Below are 16,280 nucleotides of genomic sequence, written 5' to 3' on the forward strand. Positions count from 1 at the left end.
GAAGCACAAACCTCCGAACCTTTAAAGGGTTTGGTTCCTCAGGAAATTTCCCCGGACTGGGAGCTGCACATGCGCGTGGTGGGTATCCGGCGGCAGGACATCGGACTCGAGGTCGCCGACCTCTCGCCCGACGGGCGGGAGGTCACCGTGCTGGCCCCGCTGGAGGAGTTCTGGGCGGACCCGGCCGCCCATCTGGCCGGCCCCGGCCGCGGACCGACGCTCGCGGTGTCGTCGGTGGACCTCGTCCCGCCGGTCCGGCCGGACGCACGGGTGATCTGCATCGGTCTGAACTACCTCAAGCACGTGGCCGAGGGCTCGTTCAAGGACCAGGTTCTGCCGGAGCACCCGACGCTCTTCGCCCGCTGGACGCAGTCCCTCACGGTCGACGGGGCCGAGGTGCCCGTCCCGGCGGGCGAGGACGGGCTCGACTGGGAGGGCGAGGTGGTCGCCTGGATCGGCGCGCCGCTCGTGGACGCCACACCGCAGGAGGCCCTGGCGGCGGTCGTCGGCTACTCCGCTTTCAACGACCTCACCTCGCGGCGGGCGCAGAAGCTCACCTCCCAGTGGATCCTCGGCAAGAACGGCGACCGCTCCGGCCCGCTCGGCCCCATGGTGCCCGCCGCGGAGGTCGGGGACCTGCGGGACGGACTGCGCGTGACCACCCGGGTCAACGGCGAGGTCGTCCAGGACGCGAGCACCGACGAGATGGTCTACGGCGTCGGCGACACCCTCGCCCACATCTCCCGCACCTTCACCCTGCGCCCCGGCGACCTGCTCGCCACCGGGACGCCTTCCGGCGTCGGATACGCCCGCACGCCCCCGTGGCTGCTGCAGCCCGGGGACGTGGTCGAGGTGGAGGTGGAGCGCATCGGCCGACTGCGCAACACGGTGGTCTCCAACGAGGCGCGGCTGGCGGCGGTGGGCGCGGCCTCCGCCTGACCGACGGATCACCGCGGCCTCAGCCTGACCGACGGATCACCGCGGCCTCAGCCTGACCGACGGATCACCGCGGCCTCAGCCTGACCGACGGATCACCGCGGCGTCCGCCGGCCCCACCGAGCCGGTGCGTCCGGCATGCCCGGTCCGCCCCACGTCCGCCGCCGGTGCGACCGGTGTACCGGGGGCGTGACCCGGCGCTCCTCAGGAGGCGGGTGCCTGTTCGCCGCAACGGGCCAGCGCCTCCACGACCTCGCGCGTGCGGGGATGGTCTCCGCCCTGGACACGGATCATGTCGGCCAGCAGTCCGGTGAGCAGGGCCGCCGCTCCGGCGCGGTCGCCGGAGAGCTCCAGGAGCTCCGCGCGCTGCTGCCGGGTCCGCAGAGCACGCGGATGGTCGGCGCCGAGCACCTCGTCGACGGCGGCCTGGAGACCGGCGAGTTCGGCCAGGGCCGCGGCCGGGGCGCCCGCGAGTCCGCGCCAGAAGGCCAGATTGACGCGGTACGTCAGGGTGGTCGGATGGTCGGCGCCGAGCGCGCGCTCCGCGTCCTGCGCCGCGGTGGCGAACTCCTCGACCGCGCGTTCGCGATCGCCCGCGAGTCCCCGCCAGTACGCGAGATTGTGCCGGGCTATCAAGGTGTTCTGGTGGAGCCGCCCGAGCACGGCCTCCAGGCCGGCCACCGCCCTGACATGTGTGTCGACCGCGGCACGCGTGTCGCCGGCCTCGCCGGCCCACCGGCCCAGGTCGGCGAGGAGCCTCAGGGTGAGCGGGTGGCCGGTGCCGAGTCTTTGCTCCAGCACCGCGACGAGGTCGGCGCAGGCGTCCCGCGCGCCGACGGCATCCCCCGCCAGGCCGCGGCACAGCACCGCGTAGCTCAGTGCGTCGACGACCAGCGGATGGTCCGCGCCGAGTGCTCCGGCCGTCTCGTCTGCGAGTTCGGTGAGGCGGTCGAGGGCTGCGGCCACGGCGCCCGCCTCCATCAGGAAGCGGGCTTCGTGCAGCCTTATCGCAAGGGTGTCGGGGTCAGTGGCACCCAGGGCCCGCTCGGCGGTGCCGCGGATCTCTTCCAACGACGCGTGTGCCGCCGCCGCTTCCCCGAGTTCACCGACGGCCCGGGCGATCTGGCAACGCAGCACCAGGACATCGCGGTGCTCGTCTCCGAGCCGGGCCCGCGCCTGCTCCAGCAGGTCCTGGCACACGTCCCGCGCCGCGCCGTCGCGGCCGAGTTCGGAAAGGTGCGGACCGATGCGGCGCAGGACGGGATGCATGCGCCTGTCCCCCAGGAGATCGGCGCCCGCCGTCCGGCGCAGGACCTCCACGCTGCGGTACAGGGCCGTCTCGGCCTCCGGCCGGTGCCGGGACTCCACCGTGGCGGACCACAGCTCCTCCAGCGCGTCTGCCGCAGCCACGGCGAGACGTGGCCGGGCCCGCTCCGGTACGGTCTCGCGCGCCGCGCGCTGCACCAGCGCGTGCACCTCGACCGAGGCCGGGATGCGGGAGGAGTCGTGCGTCACCAGACTGAGCCGGTGCAGGGCACGCAACGACAGCAGAACGGCTCGTTCGGCGATCCGTTCCGGAACCGGGCCGCTGTCGTCGTGGCCGTACGCGGGCGCGGTGATCCAGCGGCGGGCCGCCGTGGTGCGCAGTACCGCCTCCGGGACGCCGTCGGGCGCGAACATCGACAGGAGCTCGAGGGCCGCCCTGGCGCTCCCGGCCGGAGCGAGATCCGCCGCCCGTTCCAGGGCGAGCCGGAAGGCGGTCGCCACGGTGTCGCCGTACTCGTCGGCCGGTGAGGTGGCCGGCAGCAGGTCGGACAGCGTCTCCCGTTGGTCGTCCAGCAGCCGGCGGTACGACGTGAGACCCATGCCGGTGTCGATGAGGAAGGCCGCGGCCTGCGAGAGCGCGAGTGGGAAGTGGCCGAGCGCGTGTGCCAGGGCGCCGAGTTCCCCGTCCTCGCCGTCGCCCCGGGGAAGCCGGGCGCTGAGGTAGTCGACCGACTCCTCCGGCGTGAACGTCCCTACCTGGATGAGCCGGGAGGACGGCCGGATCACCGCCGCGTCCCGCCGACGGGTCGTCACCAGGCTCTTGCCGTGGTCCCCTACGGGCCGGATGCCCCGGAGGTCCGCCGGATCGTCGGCGTCGTCCAGTACGACGAGCCACGGCCGCGTCGTCGTACGCAGCCAGGCGATGAACAGGTCGGCCTGGGCCTCGTCGTCCCATCCACGGCCGCCGTCCTCACCGGAGATGACGCGCCACCCCCGCGCGTACGCGGTGAGCACCGACTGGCGGGAGGACGCGGGCACCCAGACCCGCACCCCGCCGGACCTGCGGAACCGGTGGAAAGCAGCCGCGGCGAGCTGCGACTTGCCCACCCCGCCGGCTCCCGCGAGGACGACTTCCCGGACCGTCCCGTCCTCCAGAGCCGCGTCGATCGCGCGGGAGAGGACGGGCCGCTCCCGCAACGAGGCAGCGTCACTCGGGGGGCGGCCGACCACCACGTCGTGCGGTGCGCCCTCGGTGGCGGGGCCGGGAGATTGACCGGCAGGCGGAGGCGGGACGGTCCGGTCCTCGTACGCCGCGCGCCACAACCGCTCCCAGCCGGCGACGGTCAACTGGCCGTCGAGAGGTCCGGCCAGCGACTCGACGGCGCGCACGACGGCCAGCACGGCGTGGAAGTCACGCGGAACCGACCGCCCGTTGAGCCACTCTCCCAGACGGCGGGCGTTGACAGCGACCGTCCGTCCGGAGGGCAGCGCCGTACGGCTCGCTCGCCTGGCGAGCATCTCGTCCGACAGGTTGGGCAGTTGGCAGCGCAGTCGCTTCAACGCGGTGGCGAACGCCGCTCTCGGCGGCTTCTCGGTCTCCGGCTCTCCCACTCCGACCACTCTATGCCGCAAGCCGCGAGCGCGGGACCTTGTCGCCTTTCCCGGTCCGGGCCGGTGCGGGGACTTCTGTCACCGCGCCCGCCCGTGCCCCACCTGCGCCGACGTCTCGCCGCACGGCCGGCGCGGAGCGGGGCCGGTGCAGCGCCGACTACGGTCACGCTCCATCAGGTTCGCCAGGGAGGCTGGGGATGGCTCGGACAGGGACAGACACAAAGAATCTCGGCTGGAGGGCACTTGTCCTCCTCGGGGCGCTCGGCAACGCCGTCGGACTGATCGGCAAGGCGCCCTTCGTCACGTTGGCGGGGGCCGCACTCATGGGGATCGGTGTCATCGGTCTGCTGTTGTCACGTCGCAGGCAGCGGTCCTGAGTCGCGGGGCCGTGGTGGAACCGCAGAGTGCAGCGCGACGCCGAAGGAGGACCCCCTCATGACCGTGCGACCGCCGGACGACACCTCGCTCACCGGTCTTCCGGAGGACGTGGACGCGCCCGAGGTCCGCGTCGGACCGGATACCGCGGCCGTCAGGGGCCCGCTGATCAAGAGCTCGCCCATCGTCGTCATCGGGGCGCTGCGCCTGGCCCTCATGATGGCCCAGGGCCGCGGCACCTCGGAGGGATCGGGCGTCCGCGGGCTGGCGGTCGGGCTCCTCGCGGTGGCCTTTCCGTACCTCTGGATCGGCCTGCTGTGCCTGCTGCGATGGGCCAACGCCGGCATCCTCCTGGACAACGGATTCCTGACCGTGCGGAACCGGTGGAACCGCACCGTCCTCCACGCCCCCGTGTCGTCACTGACCGGGGTGCACCAAGTGGAGGTGCCGATCGCCGGTCAGTACGTCATGCGGATCGTCGTCACGGGGACGACCGGCCGACCCCTCGTGATCGATCCCAGGGTCTGGGACGCGCACGCGCTCACGGAGCTGTGGCGGCAGGTGCCTGTTCCCGTGCGGAACAGGGGTTTCCTGGACTGGCCGGCGTTGAAGAAGCTCTTTCCCGGAGTCCGCAGGCCGTGGCACTACGTCCACTTCCGCCTGTTCACCGCGCTCGCCACGATCGCGTGCGTCGCCTACATCGCCCTGATCGTGAACCTGCCCTTCCTGCTGTGAGCGGACCGGACTCAGGACCAGCCCATCGCACCGTCGCGGTCGGCGAAGCACCCCGAGCCGGCGCCGGGTCCCTCGGTCGCGAGGAACCAACCGCGGGGAACGCGGCCTTCGCGAAGCTGTGGGCGACCGGCACGGTGGCCGCGCACCGCGAGGACCGCGAGACGGTCGAGCATCCTGCGGTCGGACCGGTGGAGATGGACTGCGACATCCTGACCGACGGCGACTCCGAACTCAAGACCGTGATCCTGACCACGGTGCCCGGCAGCGCGGACGAGGAGAGGCTGCGGCTCGCCCTGGCCGCGCACAGGGACGGCGGCGCTTCCGCGCCTGCCTTCTGACGTCACGTCCGGTCGACCCGCCGCACCGTGCGAAGTGCGTGGATGTTGACAGGTAGCCGTGCGGCGGGCGGGTACCCGAGGCCGCATGGGATCTCTGGGTTCACCCGTGCTGCTGTTGCTGTTCCTCGCGAGTGCCGCCGTGATCTGGTACTCGGGGATCAAGCTGTCCGACGCCACCGATGTGCTCTCCGAACGGCTGCACCTCGGCAGTGCCCTGGGCGGGCTGATCCTGCTGGCCATCGCCACGAACCTGCCGGAGATCGCCATCACCGCGACGGCGGCCATGGGCGGGCAGTTGGAGGTCGCGGTCGGCAACATCCTCGGCGGCATCGCCGTGCAGACGGTGGTGCTGGCGGTGCTGGACGCCGTCGGGGCCGGGCCGCGGGCGCCGTTGACGCGTATGGCCGCCAGTCTCGTACTGGTCCTGGAGGGCGTCCTCGTCATCGTCGTGCTGGCCGTGGTCGTGATGGGCACCCAGCTGTCCGGGGACCTGTCGTTCGCCCGCGTCACGCCCGCGCCGCCGGCCGTCGCCGCGCTGTGGGTGATCGGCCTGGTGCTGCTGGACCGGGCCGGCAAGGGGCTGCCGTGGCGCGAGGGCGGGGACGCCCCCGGCGCGCAGCCGGAGCCGCGCGGGCACTCCAAGGGCAAGAAGGAGAAGGCCGCGACGGACCAAGGGGTCAGCACCCTGCGCGCGTCCCTGCTGTTCACCGCCGCCGCCGCGGCGACGCTGGTCGCCGGGGTGGTCATCGAGCGCAGCGGTGAGACGTTCTTCGCCCGCCAGGGTCTGAGCGGCATCCTGTTCGGCGCAACGGTGCTCGCCGTGGCCACCTCACTGCCGGAGATCAGCACCGGGCTGACCTCCACGAAACTCGGCGACTACCAGCTCGCCATCAGCGACATCTTCGGCGGCAACGCCTTCCTGCCGGTGCTGTTCCTGCTCGCCGCCGTCGTCTCCGGCAAGCCGGTGCTGCCCGCCGCGCACGACACCGACGTCTACCTGACCGCCCTCGGGATCGTCCTGACCGCCGTCTACGTCGCCGGCCTGATCTTCCGGCCGCACCGCCAGTACCTGCGGATGGGCGTCGACAGCGTCGCCGTCGTGGTCCTGTACGCGCTCGGCATCGCGGGCCTGGCCACCATCGGCGGCTGAGCCGCCCGGCCGCCCGGCCGCCCGCGCGGCCGAAGAGGGCTTTTCGACGGGCGTGATCAGGGAACCCGGTCGCCCGTGCACAAAACCCGTGCACAACCCCCGTGCACCGATCCCGAACGCGATCCCGAACGGATCCCGTACGAATGAGGAGGCCGACGTGAGTCACGAGCGGGACGCCCAGCAGGACCCGACCACGCAGCACCCCCGGCCCGACTTCCCCTCGCAGGACCAGCCGCATCCGGGCTGGACCGGCCCGATGGACCCGCCGCCCGACCACGGCGAGGACTCCTACCGCGGTACCGGGCGCCTGGAGGGCCGCAAGACGGTCGTCACCGGCGGGGACTCCGGCATCGGGCGGGCCGTCGCCCTGGCCTACGCGCGTGAGGGCGCCGACGTGCTGTTCACCCACCTGGAGGAGGAGACGGACGATGCGCGGGAGACGTGCCGGCTGGTGGAGGACGCGGGCCGCAAGGCGGTCGCCGTCTCGTGCGACATCCGCGAGGAGGACAACTGTCAGGGGCTGGTCGAGCGCGCGGTCGCGGAGTTCGGCCGTATCGACGTCCTGGTGAACAACGCCGCCTACCAGATGTCGCAGCCGGACGGCATCGAGGCCATCACGACCGAGCAGTTCGACCGGGTGATGCGGACGAACCTCTACGGGATGTTCTGGCTGACCAAGTTCGCCCTGCCGCACATCCCCGAGGGCGGCAGCGTCATCAACTCGGCTTCGGTGCAGGCGTACAAGCCGAGTCCGCATCTGCTGGACTACGCGATGACCAAGGGCGCGATCGTCACCTTCACCCAGGGCCTGGCCCAGATGGTCGCGGAGCGCGGCATCCGCGTCAACGCGGTCGCGCCCGGCCCGGTGTGGACGCCGCTGATCCCGGCGACGATGCCGGACACCGCGGAGTTCGGCAAGCAGAGCCCGCTGGGCCGTCCGGCACAGCCGGCCGAACTGGCCCCGCCGTACGTGTACCTCGCCTCCCAGGACGCGAGCTTCGTCACCGCGGAGATCCTCAACGCCACCGGCGGCACACCCCTGCCGTAGGTCCCGGCCCGGTCACCCCACCCCACCACCCCCAGCTCAACCCCGGAGGCTCACGTGAGCATGCACACCCTGGCCCTGCAGCCGCCGGCGGGCGTCGTCCCTCCCTGGGCCGCCGTCGCCGTCCTCGTACTGGTCATGACCGGGGTGCTGGTGGCGCGCACCTACCGCAGGGGAGACCGCTACCGGAGATGAGGCCGGGCCCGGGGGCGGGCCGGTGACCGACGTGCCCGGCCCGCCGGCCGTCAGCGGGCCAGGGCGGAGGCGAGTTCCCTGGTGGCCTGGACGAGTTCGGTGTTCCGCTCGGTGAGCAGGCGCGCGATGACGCCGCTCTGATCGCGCACGGCGCGGCGGGCCGCCGACTCCCATTCGACGTAGTCGTTGTGGTGACGTCGCAGCTTGGGGTAGGCGGCGGCCGTGGTCTCCCACTGCCGCGCGTCCGCGATGTTCTTCAGCAGCCGCAGGATCCGCGCCCGGCAGGTGACCTGGGGGCGCTGGGCGAGGTCCCACAGGAAGGGGACGGTGACGGCGGTGGCCTGGCCGACGACGAAGCCGTACTGGCAGATGCGGTGGCGCAGTCTGTCCAGCGCGGTGTCGGCGGCGGCCGGGTCGCCGGAGGCGATGGCGGCGAGCAGGAACGGGATGGCCGCGGCGGACCCGGTGGCGTCCTCTATGTCGCTCCAGGGCACGCGTACCAGGTCCCCGAACACCGGTGCAGGTTCCGTCTGGGTCGGGACGCCTGTCATGGCTCTTCTCCGTGCCGTCGTCTCAGGGGCACGACCGGGTGGGCAGCATGGCCCAGACGGTCTTGCCGGCGGGGTCGCACCTGGTCCAGCCCCAGTGCTCGGACAGGGCCTCGACGATGTGCAGGCCGCGTCCGTGCTCTTGCAGCGGGCTGGTCAGGGGCCGGTACAGGGGCAGGCCGTCGCTCCGGTCGGTGACGGCGCACACCAGGTGTCGGGGGCGCAGGGTGAGCTTCAGCCGCGCCTCGAAGGCGGTCTCCCCGGCCTGGTCGCGCGGCCGGGCGTGCAGTACGGCGTTGCCGACGAGTTCGCCGACGACGACGAGCGCGTCGTCACGGCAGTGCTCCAGCTCCCAGGCGGCGAGGGTGCGGCCGGTGAAGTCCCGCGCCTCGGCGCAGTCGTGGCCGTCGCCGGTCAGCCGCAGGGCGGCGGTCAGCGGTGCGTCGCGCCGGGCAGCACCGGCCGACGGGGTCCGCTTCGCCGGACGGGCGGGCGGGACCTTCGCGCCAGGGCCTAACCAGGGTGCTGGGTGCACGGGCAGCGACACAGCGCCTCCCTGAGGTGACGTCAGGACAGAGCGTCGCGCACGGAGCTTGACGCCTTGGCTATTATCCACACCGTCAGCAACTTCGTGCAATTTCACGGGAAATTGCGCACGGTCGGGTGAAGGAGCCGCCACGCTGAGCCCGCTGCTTCAGAGCGGCCGGCGTGACGGAACACGTGGAGGAGACCGCAGTGGCATCAGTTCCGAACGGGGTGCGGGCGAGTTCGCTGGGCGTCGACTGGATCAAGAGCCGGCACAGCAACGCCGAGGGCAACTGCGTCGAGGTCGCCGCTCTCGCCGGGGGAGGCATCGCCGTGCGCAACTCCCGCGATCCGCACGGGCCCGCGCTGATCTACACGCCGGCCGAGGTGGCCGCCTTCCTGGCGGGCGCGAAGGAGGGCGAGTTCGACCACCTCCTGTGACCCGGAGAGACGACAGGCGGACAGCGGCACTCCGCTTCGGTCGGTGCATGCGTCAGCGGGTCCCGCAGTGCGATAATGCGTCCTGTCGCCGTCTGCCCACCGGGAGTCAGGATGTCCTCGGAGTCACCGCGTATCTCCCGCCTGGAAACGTATCTGAGCCGTACCGAACCCGCTCCGACCCTGCTGAAGATGCTGGTCGGGGTCCAGTTGGCGGGCCTCCGGGAGGACGCGGGCCTCGCCCAGGAGCAGGCCGCCCGGGCGGCGGGCTTCAGCGCGGCGAAGCTGTCCCGGATCGAGGCGGGCAAGGGCCGTCGGCCACCCACCGAGGCGGACGTCCGCGCGCTTCTGGAGTTGTACAAGACCGGGGAGCACGAGACCTCGGTGCTGCTGCAGTTGCTGCGGCGAGCCGGCGAGCCGGGATGGTGGCAGCGGTTCGACAAGCGGCTGATGCCGGAGTGGTTCGACCGGCTGGTCGGGCTTCAGGAGGCGGCCGACGCCATCCGTACCTTCGAGATCCAGTACGTGCCCGGCCTATTGCAGACCCCGGCCTACACGCGTGCCGTGGTGGAGCGCGGGCTGCCCGCGGCGACCGGCCGCGAGGTCGAGCGCCGTGTCGAACTTCGCATGCGACGGCGGGAGTTGCTGGAGCGGCCGGACGCGCCGCAACTGTGGGCGATCATCGACGAGTCGGTGCTGCTGCGGGTGCTGGGCAGCCGTGAGGTGATGCGCGAGCAGCTCGAGCACCTGATCAAGATGGCGCAACTGCCGCACGTGACCGTCCAGATCGTGCCGCTGGACGTCACGAACGCCTCCGCGCCGGCCATCCCCGTCACCTATCTGCGGTTCGGCGGCGCCGACCTGCCCGACGTCGTCTATCTCGAGCACATCAGGAGCGCCACGTTCCTGGAGGACCGCGACGAGACGGAGGAGTACCGGGTGGCCCTGGACCGGCTGGCCGACGAGGCCCTCAACCCCCGCGAGTCCCTGGCCCGCCTCCGCGACACCGCCGCCCAGCGGTACGCGGAGACGTGACCGGGAGACCCGGACCGACCGCTAGCGCAGGCGCCCCACTCCCCCGAACTCGATCCATTCCTGGGTGAGCTGACGGGGCGCCACCTCGTTGTCGGGGCGCCAGGTGGACACCTCCACGAGGCCCGGTTCGAGGATGTCCATGCCCTCGAACCACTCCGCGACGTCCTTCTCCTCGCGCACCCGCCCCCAGTTGCCCTGGGTGGCCTGGCCCATGAAGTCGGTGACGAACGCCCGCACTTCGGGGTCGTCGCTGACGAGCTGGCACATCACCAGGTGGCTGCCCGGCGCCAGCCGTTCGGTCACCCGCCGGATCACCGCGAGCGGGCCGTCGGTGTCGCTGTCCGGGATGCAGTGGAACACCGAGTTGAACAGCACCGCCACCGGCTGCGAGAAGTCGATCAGCCGCTGGGTGTCCGGGTGGGTCAATATGCTCTCGGTGTCGCGGAAGTCCGCCTGGATGACGGCGGTGCGCTCGTTCTGCTCCAGCAGGGCCCGGCCGTGCACCAGGACCATCGGGTCGATGTCGACGTACACCACGCGCGCGGACGGGTCGATCGCCTGGGCCACGTGGTGCACGTTGTTCTGCGTGGGCAGCCCGGATCCGTGGTCGAGGAACTGCCGCATGCCGTATTCCTCGGTCAGCGTCCTGACCACGCGCTGCAGGAAGCGCCGGTTGTTCAGCGCCAGCGCCCGCGTGCTGGGCACCACCTTGTCCAGTTCCTCGCAGGCGGCCCGGTCGGCGGCGTAGTTGTCCTTGCCGCCGAGGTAGTGGTCGTACATGCGCGCAGCCGTCGGCACCGTCGCATCGATCTTGGTGGACAGCTGCTGCTTCCCGGACTCCATCGTCTTCCCAACTCCCGTCGCGCACCCGGCGGCCTCGCCCTTGAGGCAGTCCATCCTAGGGACACCTCACCTTGTACGACCACCAGTTGACGGTACGTCAGGTGTTGCCGGTGTGCCGCCGACGGGCGAGGAGCGGTCCCGGCGGGCGGCAGCACCCACGGCCCCCCGCGCGGGGATCAGCCCTGCCGCAGTCCCGCGACGAGGAGTCCGACCAGTCGGCGCGCGTCATAGCGGGGGTCGCTCTCCGCGCCGATGCAGAGGTTGCCGACGCCACGCATGAGCGCGAAGGCGTCCATGCCGGGGCGGATCTCACCGGCGCCGGCCGCGGCGTCGAGCAGCTGGGCGCACACGGGTACGAGGCGGTCGAGGAAGTAGGCGTGCAGCGCCTCGAAGCCGGCGTCGTCGGACTGCAGTACGGCGGCGAGGCCGTGCTTGGTGACCAGGAACTCGACGAAGCGGTCGATCCACTCCCGCAGCGCGTCGTACGGGCTCGCGCAGCTCGCCAGCAGGGCGGGGCCGGCCTCGGCGCAGGCTTCGACCTGGTGCCGGTAGACGGCGATGATGAGGTCCGCCCGGGTCGGGAAGTGCCGGTAGATCGTGCCCAGTCCGACGCCGGCCTCGGCCGCGATGTCCCGCACCGGCGCCTCCACACCCGAGGCGACGAAGACCGCGGCGGCCGCGTCCAGCAGCGTCTCCTTGTTGCGCCGGGCGTCCGCCCGTCTGGACGGGGCCGCGCGCCCCGCACCCTCCTCGCCGTCGTTCACGGCGCACTCCTTCCGCAGCCGAGCCTCGCTGAGCAGCCGAGCGTCGCCAGGCAGCCGAGCCTTGCTAAACGGAACAACGTTCCGTATCTTCATTTCCGGAACGAGGTTCCGCTTTCTCATGATGCCAGAGCGGGCACCCCCGACCAAGCCATGCCCTCACCCACCCCCACACCGTTCCCGGAGGAACACAGCCATGCAGTACCGCACCCTGGGCCGTACCGGCGTCCAGGTCAGCTCGCTCGCGCTCGGCGCGATGAACTTCGGCAGGATCGGACGGACCACCCAGGACGAGGTCACCGCCCTCGTCGACACCGCCCTCGAGGCCGGGATCAACCTCATCGACACCGCCGACAAGTACGGCGACGGCGAATCGGAGGAGATGACCGGCAAGGCGATCGCCGGACGCCGCGACGACGTCGTACTGGCAACGAAGGCCGGACTGCCCATGGGCGACGGCCTCAACCGCCGGGGCGGTTCGCGCCGTTGGCTGGTCACCGCGGTGGAGGACAGCCTGCGCCGGCTCGGCGTCGACCACATCGACCTGTACCAGATCCACCGGTGGGACCCGAGCACCGGCGACGAGGAGACCCTGTCGGCGCTGACCGACCTGCAACGCGCGGGCAAGATCCGCTACTTCGGCTCCTCGACCTTCCCGGCCCACCGCATCGTGCAGGCCCAGTGGGCGGCCCGCGAGCACCGCCTGGGCCGGTACGTCACCGAACAGCCCAGCTACTCCGTCCTGCAGCGCGGGGCCGAGACCCATGTGCTGCCGGTGACCGAGGAGTACGGCCTCGGCGTCCTGGTGTGGAGCCCGCTGGCCTCCGGCTGGCTGTCGGGCGCGATCCGCGAGGGCCGGGAGATCACCACCAACCGCTCGACGTTCATGCCGCAGCGCTTCGACACCGCCCTCCCGGCCAACCGGGCCCGGCTCGACGCCGTCGAGCGGCTGGCCCGGATCGCCGACGAGGCCGGCCTGACCATGATCCAGCTCGCGCTCGGATTCGTGACCGCCCACCCGGCCGTGACCGGCGCGCTCATCGGCCCGCGCACGCAGGACCACCTGCGGGCACAGCTCGCCGCCGCCGACACCGTGCTGTCCGCCGACGTCCTCGACGCGATCGACGCCGTCGTCGCCCCCGGCGTCGACCTCGCCCCGCACGAGAAGAACGACACCCCGCCCTCCCTGCTCGACCCGGCACTGCGCCGACGCTGACCGCCCCGTCACCCTGCCCGGCCGGCCGGCCGTTCCTACACTGACCGCAGGCCCGGGCAGGGGACCCGGGCGGGGAACCAACGGGTGAGGAGGTGCCGCGGGTGACATCGACGCCACAGAAACGGCCCGCGGGGCTCTTCGTCGGCCTGTGCACCCTGGACGTCATCCAGCTCGTCGACCGTCCGCCCGGTCGCGACGAGAAGGTGACCGCGCGTGAGCAGGTCGTGGCGGCGGGAGGCCCGGCGGCGAACGCCGCGGCCGTCTTCAGTCACCTGGGCGGTACGGCCGCGCTGGTCACCGCGATCGGCCGGCATCCCCTGGGGGTGGCCGCCGCGGCGGACCTCGCCCGGCTGGGTGTGCACGTGACGGACCTGGCGGCCGGCTCGCCCGAACCACCGGCCGTGTCCTCGATCGTGGTGACCGCCTCCACCGGGGAGCGCTCCGTCGCCTCGACCAACGCGGCGCGGCACCGGCTGCTCCCGCCCGACGACCTCGACGAGCTGGTGGCCGGCTGCGACATCGTCGAGTCCGACGGCCACCATCCGCTGCTGGCCCTGGCGGCCGCCCGCGCCGCACGTGCCGCCGGCCGCCCCGTCCTCTACGACGGCGGCAGCTGGAAGGACGGCACCGAACGACTGCTGCCCCTGACCGACGTCGCCGTCTGCTCGGCCGACTTCCACCCGCCCGGCACGGGCTCGCCCGCGCAGGTACTGGAGTTCCTGCGGGCCCACGGCGTCACCTGGTCGGCGGTCAGCCGCGGCGGCCGGTCCATCGTGTGGGCGGGGCCCGAGGGAGGCGGCACCGTGGACGTGCCCGCCGTCCGCGTGGCGGACACGCTCGGCGCGGGGGACGTGCTGCACGGAGCCCTCGCCCACCACCTCGCCGCCCACGGTCCCCTGACGACGCGGGCCTTCGTCACGGCGCTGCGCGAGGCGGCCGCGGTCGCCTCGCAGGCGTGCGCGACGTTCGGCACCCGCGCCTGGATGCTCGGGCGGTGACCGGGAACCCGTCGAGGCGCGCTCGCCGGTGACCGCCGTCGAGGTGGTCCGCGGACGTGCCCGACCCCGCCCCCGAGGAGACCGGCCCATGGCGAAGCACAAGGACAGCTTTTCGAAGAAGAACTCCGAGAATTCCAGGAACGACCCCGAGAAGGGCTCGGAGAAGCGACCTGAGAGGGAACCGCACAAGGGCGACAAGGTCGCCTGGCGCACTCACGGCACCGAGACCACCGGCACCGTCGAGAAGAAGATCACCGAGCGGACGGAGGCGGCCGGACGCACGGTGAACGCCTCCCCGGACGCCCCCCAGTACCAGGTCCGCAGCGACAAGTCCGGCCGGCCGGCGGTGCACAAGCCGTCCGCCCTGAAGCGGAAGAAGCAGGCGTAGGCGACGGCAGCGGGCCCGGGACGCGGTGGCGCCCCGGCCCTCCTGGAACGGAAACCGCCCCATGCAGACGTTTCTGCCCCACCCCGACTTCCGGCTCTCGGCGCTGGAACTGGACCGGCGCCGGCTGGGCAAACAGCGCGTCGAGGCGTTGCAGGTGCTGCGCGGCCTGACCGTCCCGGGGTACGGATGGCGCCACCACCCCGCCGTGCGCATGTGGACCGGGTACGAGGAGGCGCTCGTGCGCTACGGGCTGGAGGTCTGCCGGGTGTGGCGCGAACTGGGCCACCAGGACAGCTGCGCCGCCACCCTGGTGGCCGATTTCGCCGCCTTCCGCCCCGGTACTCCGCCGCGCGGCCAGGCGGAACTGGCGGCGGCCGGCGAGCTGCCGCCGTGGCTCGGTGACGAGGACTTCCACCTCAGCCACCGGTCCGCCCTCGTCCGCAAGGACCCGGACGTCTACGCCGCCAGGTTTCCCGGAGTGCCGGACGACCTGCCGTACGTCTGGCCGGACTCCGACCGGCGACGCGCGGACGGAGGCGTGGACGGAGGCGTGGACGGAGGCGTGGACGGAGGCGTGGACGGACCCGGCCGCTGAGCGGGTCCGTTCGCGGTCATGGGCGAGCTCAGGCGTCGTCGACCGTCGCCGTCACGGGCGTACCGGTCTCGACCGTGCGGCTGACCGTGCACAGCCGGTCGTGCGAGGTCCTGACCGCCCGGGGCAGGATCGCGCGGGCCCGGTCGGCGCCCGCGCCGTCCTCGAAGGCGACGGAGAAGGTGACCGTGAGGTCGGTCAGCCGGTTGCCCAGCTCGTCGTCGGTCTTGTGGCCGGTCACGGCGACGGAGAACCTGGTGGGCTCGGCGTGCCGGGTGGTGGCGACGTCGACGTCGACCGCCGTGCACCCGCCCAGCGCGGCGAGCAGCAGTTCTACCGGGGTGAACTCACCGGGCCCATCGGGACCGGTACCGGTGCCGAAGCTGATCGTGCCGCCGCGGGCGTTGGTGGCGGTGAAGCGGCCGGGGCCGGTTCGCTCGACGGTGACGGAGCGCAGACTGTCGTCGGTCATGACGGTGACCCTAACGCCGCGTGCCGACGAGCGGCGGCCCGGTGTCAGCGCCGGCGGCGCGGCACGGACCACGCGCTGCCGATGCCCGCCAGGTGCAGGGCCAGCGCGGTGAGGCCGAGCAGCATCACGTTGGTCGAGGTGAAGGTGTCGTTGGTCGAGATGTCGGCCGCGTTGATGAGGAAGGCGATGAAGAACAGGACCGCGGAGAAGATCGCCAGCACGGGGAGCCGTCCCTTCGGATGGTCGAGTCCGTCACAGTGGGTGCGGTCCTGATGCCCCCGACTCGCCGCGGCACACGCCGCAACCGGAGACCGGTCCACGGCGGAATCACAGTCGGCGCCTGTCGGTACCTGTCGTCGGGTGCGGACGAGGAGGACTGAGGAGTCGTGGACGTACGGGCTGGGGACATGGTGGCGGTGGACATGGTGGCGGTGGAGAGGTGGAGGGTGCGTCCGGACGGCGGACGGCCGGAGGGGCGTGACTGCGCCCACCTGAGCGGGACCGCCGTCGGCGACGGGGTGCCGGAGCGCACACCGCGCTGCGCGCGGTGCGTGGCCCGCGGACGGACCTGGCTGCACCTCCGGATGTGCCTGACCTGCGGGTACGTGGGCTGCTGCGACAGTTCCGCCGGAGCCCATGCGACCGCCCACTACGAGGAGACCGGGCACCCGGTGGCGCGTTCCGCCGAGCCCGGCGAGGTGTGGGCCTGGTGCTACGCGGACGAGGTCTATCTGGAGCCGGCGCCGGGGATCCGTCCGGAGCCGGCGCCCGGCGGCCGGAACGACGCGTGCTGAACAGGCCGTATGCCGGGCG

General features: G+C 72.4%; 20 protein-coding genes. 13 read left to right on the forward strand and 7 right to left on the reverse strand.

Annotated features, from left to right (window positions below; all coding sequences use genetic code 11):
• Positions 1-69: 69 nt before the first annotated feature.
• Positions 70-939 (forward strand): fumarylacetoacetate hydrolase family protein, encoded by an 870-nt coding sequence (locus tag ACZ5GT_RS23395; RefSeq protein ID WP_469028958.1) that lies wholly within the window; start codon positions 70-72, stop codon positions 937-939.
• A 201-nt stretch (positions 940-1,140) separates the two neighbouring features.
• Here ACZ5GT_RS23395 and fxsT read toward each other — a convergent pair whose 3' ends face one another.
• A complete protein-coding gene (gene fxsT / locus ACZ5GT_RS23400) occupies positions 1,141-3,813 on the reverse strand; it encodes an FxSxx-COOH system tetratricopeptide repeat protein (RefSeq protein ID WP_469028966.1) in 2,673 nt (890 codons plus the stop codon).
• A 435-nt stretch (positions 3,814-4,248) separates the two neighbouring features.
• Here fxsT and ACZ5GT_RS23405 point away from each other — a divergent pair, with 435 nt between their 5' ends.
• The 5 genes from ACZ5GT_RS23405 to ACZ5GT_RS23425 all read left to right on the forward strand — a co-directional run bounded on the left by ACZ5GT_RS23405 (position 4,249) and on the right by ACZ5GT_RS23425 (position 7,651).
• The gene (locus ACZ5GT_RS23405) at positions 4,249-4,923 is read left to right on the forward strand and encodes a hypothetical protein (RefSeq protein ID WP_469028972.1); all 675 of its coding nucleotides are present in this window, start codon (positions 4,249-4,251) and stop codon (positions 4,921-4,923) included.
• The gene (locus ACZ5GT_RS23410; RefSeq protein ID WP_469028977.1) at positions 4,920-5,261 is read left to right on the forward strand and encodes an MmyB family transcriptional regulator; all 342 of its coding nucleotides are present in this window, start codon (positions 4,920-4,922) and stop codon (positions 5,259-5,261) included. The genes ACZ5GT_RS23405 and ACZ5GT_RS23410 overlap by 4 nt, the downstream gene beginning before the upstream one ends.
• An 85-nt stretch (positions 5,262-5,346) precedes the next feature.
• Positions 5,347-6,411, forward strand: a complete 1,065-nt coding sequence (locus ACZ5GT_RS23415) for a sodium:calcium antiporter (protein WP_469028979.1) — start codon at positions 5,347-5,349, stop codon at positions 6,409-6,411.
• Between the two features lie 157 nt (positions 6,412-6,568).
• Positions 6,569-7,459 carry an SDR family oxidoreductase gene (locus ACZ5GT_RS23420; protein WP_469028982.1) on the forward strand — a complete coding sequence of 297 codons (891 nt, stop codon included), beginning with the start codon at positions 6,569-6,571 and terminating at the stop codon, positions 7,457-7,459.
• A 54-nt stretch (positions 7,460-7,513) separates the two neighbouring features.
• Positions 7,514-7,651: a hypothetical protein gene (locus ACZ5GT_RS23425; protein WP_469028985.1), complete on the forward strand. Its 138-nt coding sequence runs from the start codon at positions 7,514-7,516 to the stop codon at positions 7,649-7,651.
• A gap of 50 nt (positions 7,652-7,701) precedes the next feature.
• Here the strand turns inward: ACZ5GT_RS23425 and ACZ5GT_RS23430 are convergent, their stop codons facing one another.
• Both ACZ5GT_RS23430 and ACZ5GT_RS23435 read right to left on the reverse strand, forming a co-directional pair.
• Entirely contained in the window at positions 7,702-8,202 is a 501-nt protein-coding gene (locus ACZ5GT_RS23430) for a hypothetical protein (protein WP_469028988.1), read from the reverse strand.
• A 22-nt stretch (positions 8,203-8,224) separates the two neighbouring features.
• Positions 8,225-8,746, reverse strand: a complete 522-nt coding sequence (locus ACZ5GT_RS23435) for an ATP-binding protein (protein ID WP_469028991.1) — start codon at positions 8,744-8,746, stop codon at positions 8,225-8,227.
• Between the two features lie 188 nt (positions 8,747-8,934).
• On the opposite strand from ACZ5GT_RS23435, the gene ACZ5GT_RS23440 reads away from it, so the two are divergent.
• Both ACZ5GT_RS23440 and ACZ5GT_RS23445 read left to right on the forward strand, forming a co-directional pair.
• The gene (locus ACZ5GT_RS23440; RefSeq protein WP_469028997.1) at positions 8,935-9,165 is read left to right on the forward strand and encodes a DUF397 domain-containing protein; all 231 of its coding nucleotides are present in this window, start codon (positions 8,935-8,937) and stop codon (positions 9,163-9,165) included.
• 111 nt (positions 9,166-9,276) lie between these two features.
• On the forward strand, positions 9,277-10,197 hold the full coding sequence (locus ACZ5GT_RS23445) for a helix-turn-helix domain-containing protein (protein ID WP_469029003.1): 921 nt from the start codon (positions 9,277-9,279) through the stop codon (positions 10,195-10,197).
• Positions 10,198-10,218: 21 nt separating this feature from the next.
• On the opposite strand, the gene ACZ5GT_RS23450 is transcribed toward ACZ5GT_RS23445, so the two are convergent.
• Positions 10,219-11,040: an SAM-dependent methyltransferase gene (locus ACZ5GT_RS23450; protein ID WP_469029255.1), complete on the reverse strand. Its 822-nt coding sequence runs from the start codon at positions 11,038-11,040 to the stop codon at positions 10,219-10,221.
• Between the two features lie 176 nt (positions 11,041-11,216).
• Positions 11,217-11,804 (reverse strand): TetR/AcrR family transcriptional regulator, encoded by a 588-nt coding sequence (locus tag ACZ5GT_RS23455; protein WP_469029009.1) that lies wholly within the window; start codon positions 11,802-11,804, stop codon positions 11,217-11,219.
• Between the two features lie 193 nt (positions 11,805-11,997).
• On the opposite strand from ACZ5GT_RS23455, the gene ACZ5GT_RS23460 reads away from it, so the two are divergent.
• The 4 genes from ACZ5GT_RS23460 to ACZ5GT_RS23475 all read left to right on the forward strand — a co-directional run bounded on the left by ACZ5GT_RS23460 (position 11,998) and on the right by ACZ5GT_RS23475 (position 14,998).
• The gene (locus tag ACZ5GT_RS23460) at positions 11,998-13,017 is read left to right on the forward strand and encodes an aldo/keto reductase (RefSeq protein ID WP_469029015.1); all 1,020 of its coding nucleotides are present in this window, start codon (positions 11,998-12,000) and stop codon (positions 13,015-13,017) included.
• 101 nt (positions 13,018-13,118) lie between these two features.
• Positions 13,119-14,015 (forward strand): PfkB family carbohydrate kinase, encoded by an 897-nt coding sequence (locus tag ACZ5GT_RS23465; RefSeq protein WP_469029021.1) that lies wholly within the window; start codon positions 13,119-13,121, stop codon positions 14,013-14,015.
• Positions 14,016-14,103: 88 nt separating this feature from the next.
• Positions 14,104-14,403 carry a hypervirulence associated TUDOR domain-containing protein gene (locus ACZ5GT_RS23470; protein ID WP_469029024.1) on the forward strand — a complete coding sequence of 100 codons (300 nt, stop codon included), beginning with the start codon at positions 14,104-14,106 and terminating at the stop codon, positions 14,401-14,403.
• A gap of 61 nt (positions 14,404-14,464) precedes the next feature.
• Entirely contained in the window at positions 14,465-14,998 is a 534-nt protein-coding gene (locus ACZ5GT_RS23475) for an MSMEG_6728 family protein (RefSeq protein WP_469029027.1), read from the forward strand.
• A 28-nt stretch (positions 14,999-15,026) separates the two neighbouring features.
• Here ACZ5GT_RS23475 and ACZ5GT_RS23480 read toward each other — a convergent pair whose 3' ends face one another.
• Entirely contained in the window at positions 15,027-15,467 is a 441-nt protein-coding gene (locus ACZ5GT_RS23480) for an OsmC family protein (RefSeq protein WP_469029030.1), read from the reverse strand.
• Positions 15,468-15,511: 44 nt separating this feature from the next.
• On the reverse strand, positions 15,512-15,688 hold the full coding sequence (locus ACZ5GT_RS23485) for a hypothetical protein (RefSeq protein ID WP_398279138.1): 177 nt from the start codon (positions 15,686-15,688) through the stop codon (positions 15,512-15,514).
• A 165-nt stretch (positions 15,689-15,853) separates the two neighbouring features.
• Between ACZ5GT_RS23485 and ACZ5GT_RS23490 the strand changes: the two genes are divergently transcribed.
• Positions 15,854-16,261, forward strand: a complete 408-nt coding sequence (locus tag ACZ5GT_RS23490) for a UBP-type zinc finger domain-containing protein (RefSeq protein ID WP_469029033.1) — start codon at positions 15,854-15,856, stop codon at positions 16,259-16,261.
• Positions 16,262-16,280: the final 19 nt, after the last annotated feature.

Source organism: Streptomyces sp. NPDC031340 (assembly GCF_055569945.1).

Coding starts and splice junctions, on each gene's coding strand:
- ACZ5GT_RS23460 (WP_469029015.1), top strand. CDS start 11,998: ATGCAGTACCGCACCCTGGGCCGTACCGGCGTCCAGGTCAGCTCGCTC.
- ACZ5GT_RS23470 (WP_469029024.1), top strand. CDS start 14,104: ATGGCGAAGCACAAGGACAGCTTTTCGAAGAAGAACTCCGAGAATTCC.
- ACZ5GT_RS23450 (WP_469029255.1), bottom strand. CDS start 11,040: ATGGAGTCCGGGAAGCAGCAGCTGTCCACCAAGATCGATGCGACGGTG.
- ACZ5GT_RS23405 (WP_469028972.1), top strand. CDS start 4,249: ATGACCGTGCGACCGCCGGACGACACCTCGCTCACCGGTCTTCCGGAG.
- ACZ5GT_RS23395 (WP_469028958.1), top strand. CDS start 70: ATGCGCGTGGTGGGTATCCGGCGGCAGGACATCGGACTCGAGGTCGCC.
- ACZ5GT_RS23445 (WP_469029003.1), top strand. CDS start 9,277: ATGTCCTCGGAGTCACCGCGTATCTCCCGCCTGGAAACGTATCTGAGC.
- ACZ5GT_RS23430 (WP_469028988.1), bottom strand. CDS start 8,202: ATGACAGGCGTCCCGACCCAGACGGAACCTGCACCGGTGTTCGGGGAC.
- ACZ5GT_RS23475 (WP_469029027.1), top strand. CDS start 14,465: ATGCAGACGTTTCTGCCCCACCCCGACTTCCGGCTCTCGGCGCTGGAA.
- ACZ5GT_RS23415 (WP_469028979.1), top strand. CDS start 5,347: ATGGGATCTCTGGGTTCACCCGTGCTGCTGTTGCTGTTCCTCGCGAGT.
- ACZ5GT_RS23480 (WP_469029030.1), bottom strand. CDS start 15,467: ATGACCGACGACAGTCTGCGCTCCGTCACCGTCGAGCGAACCGGCCCC.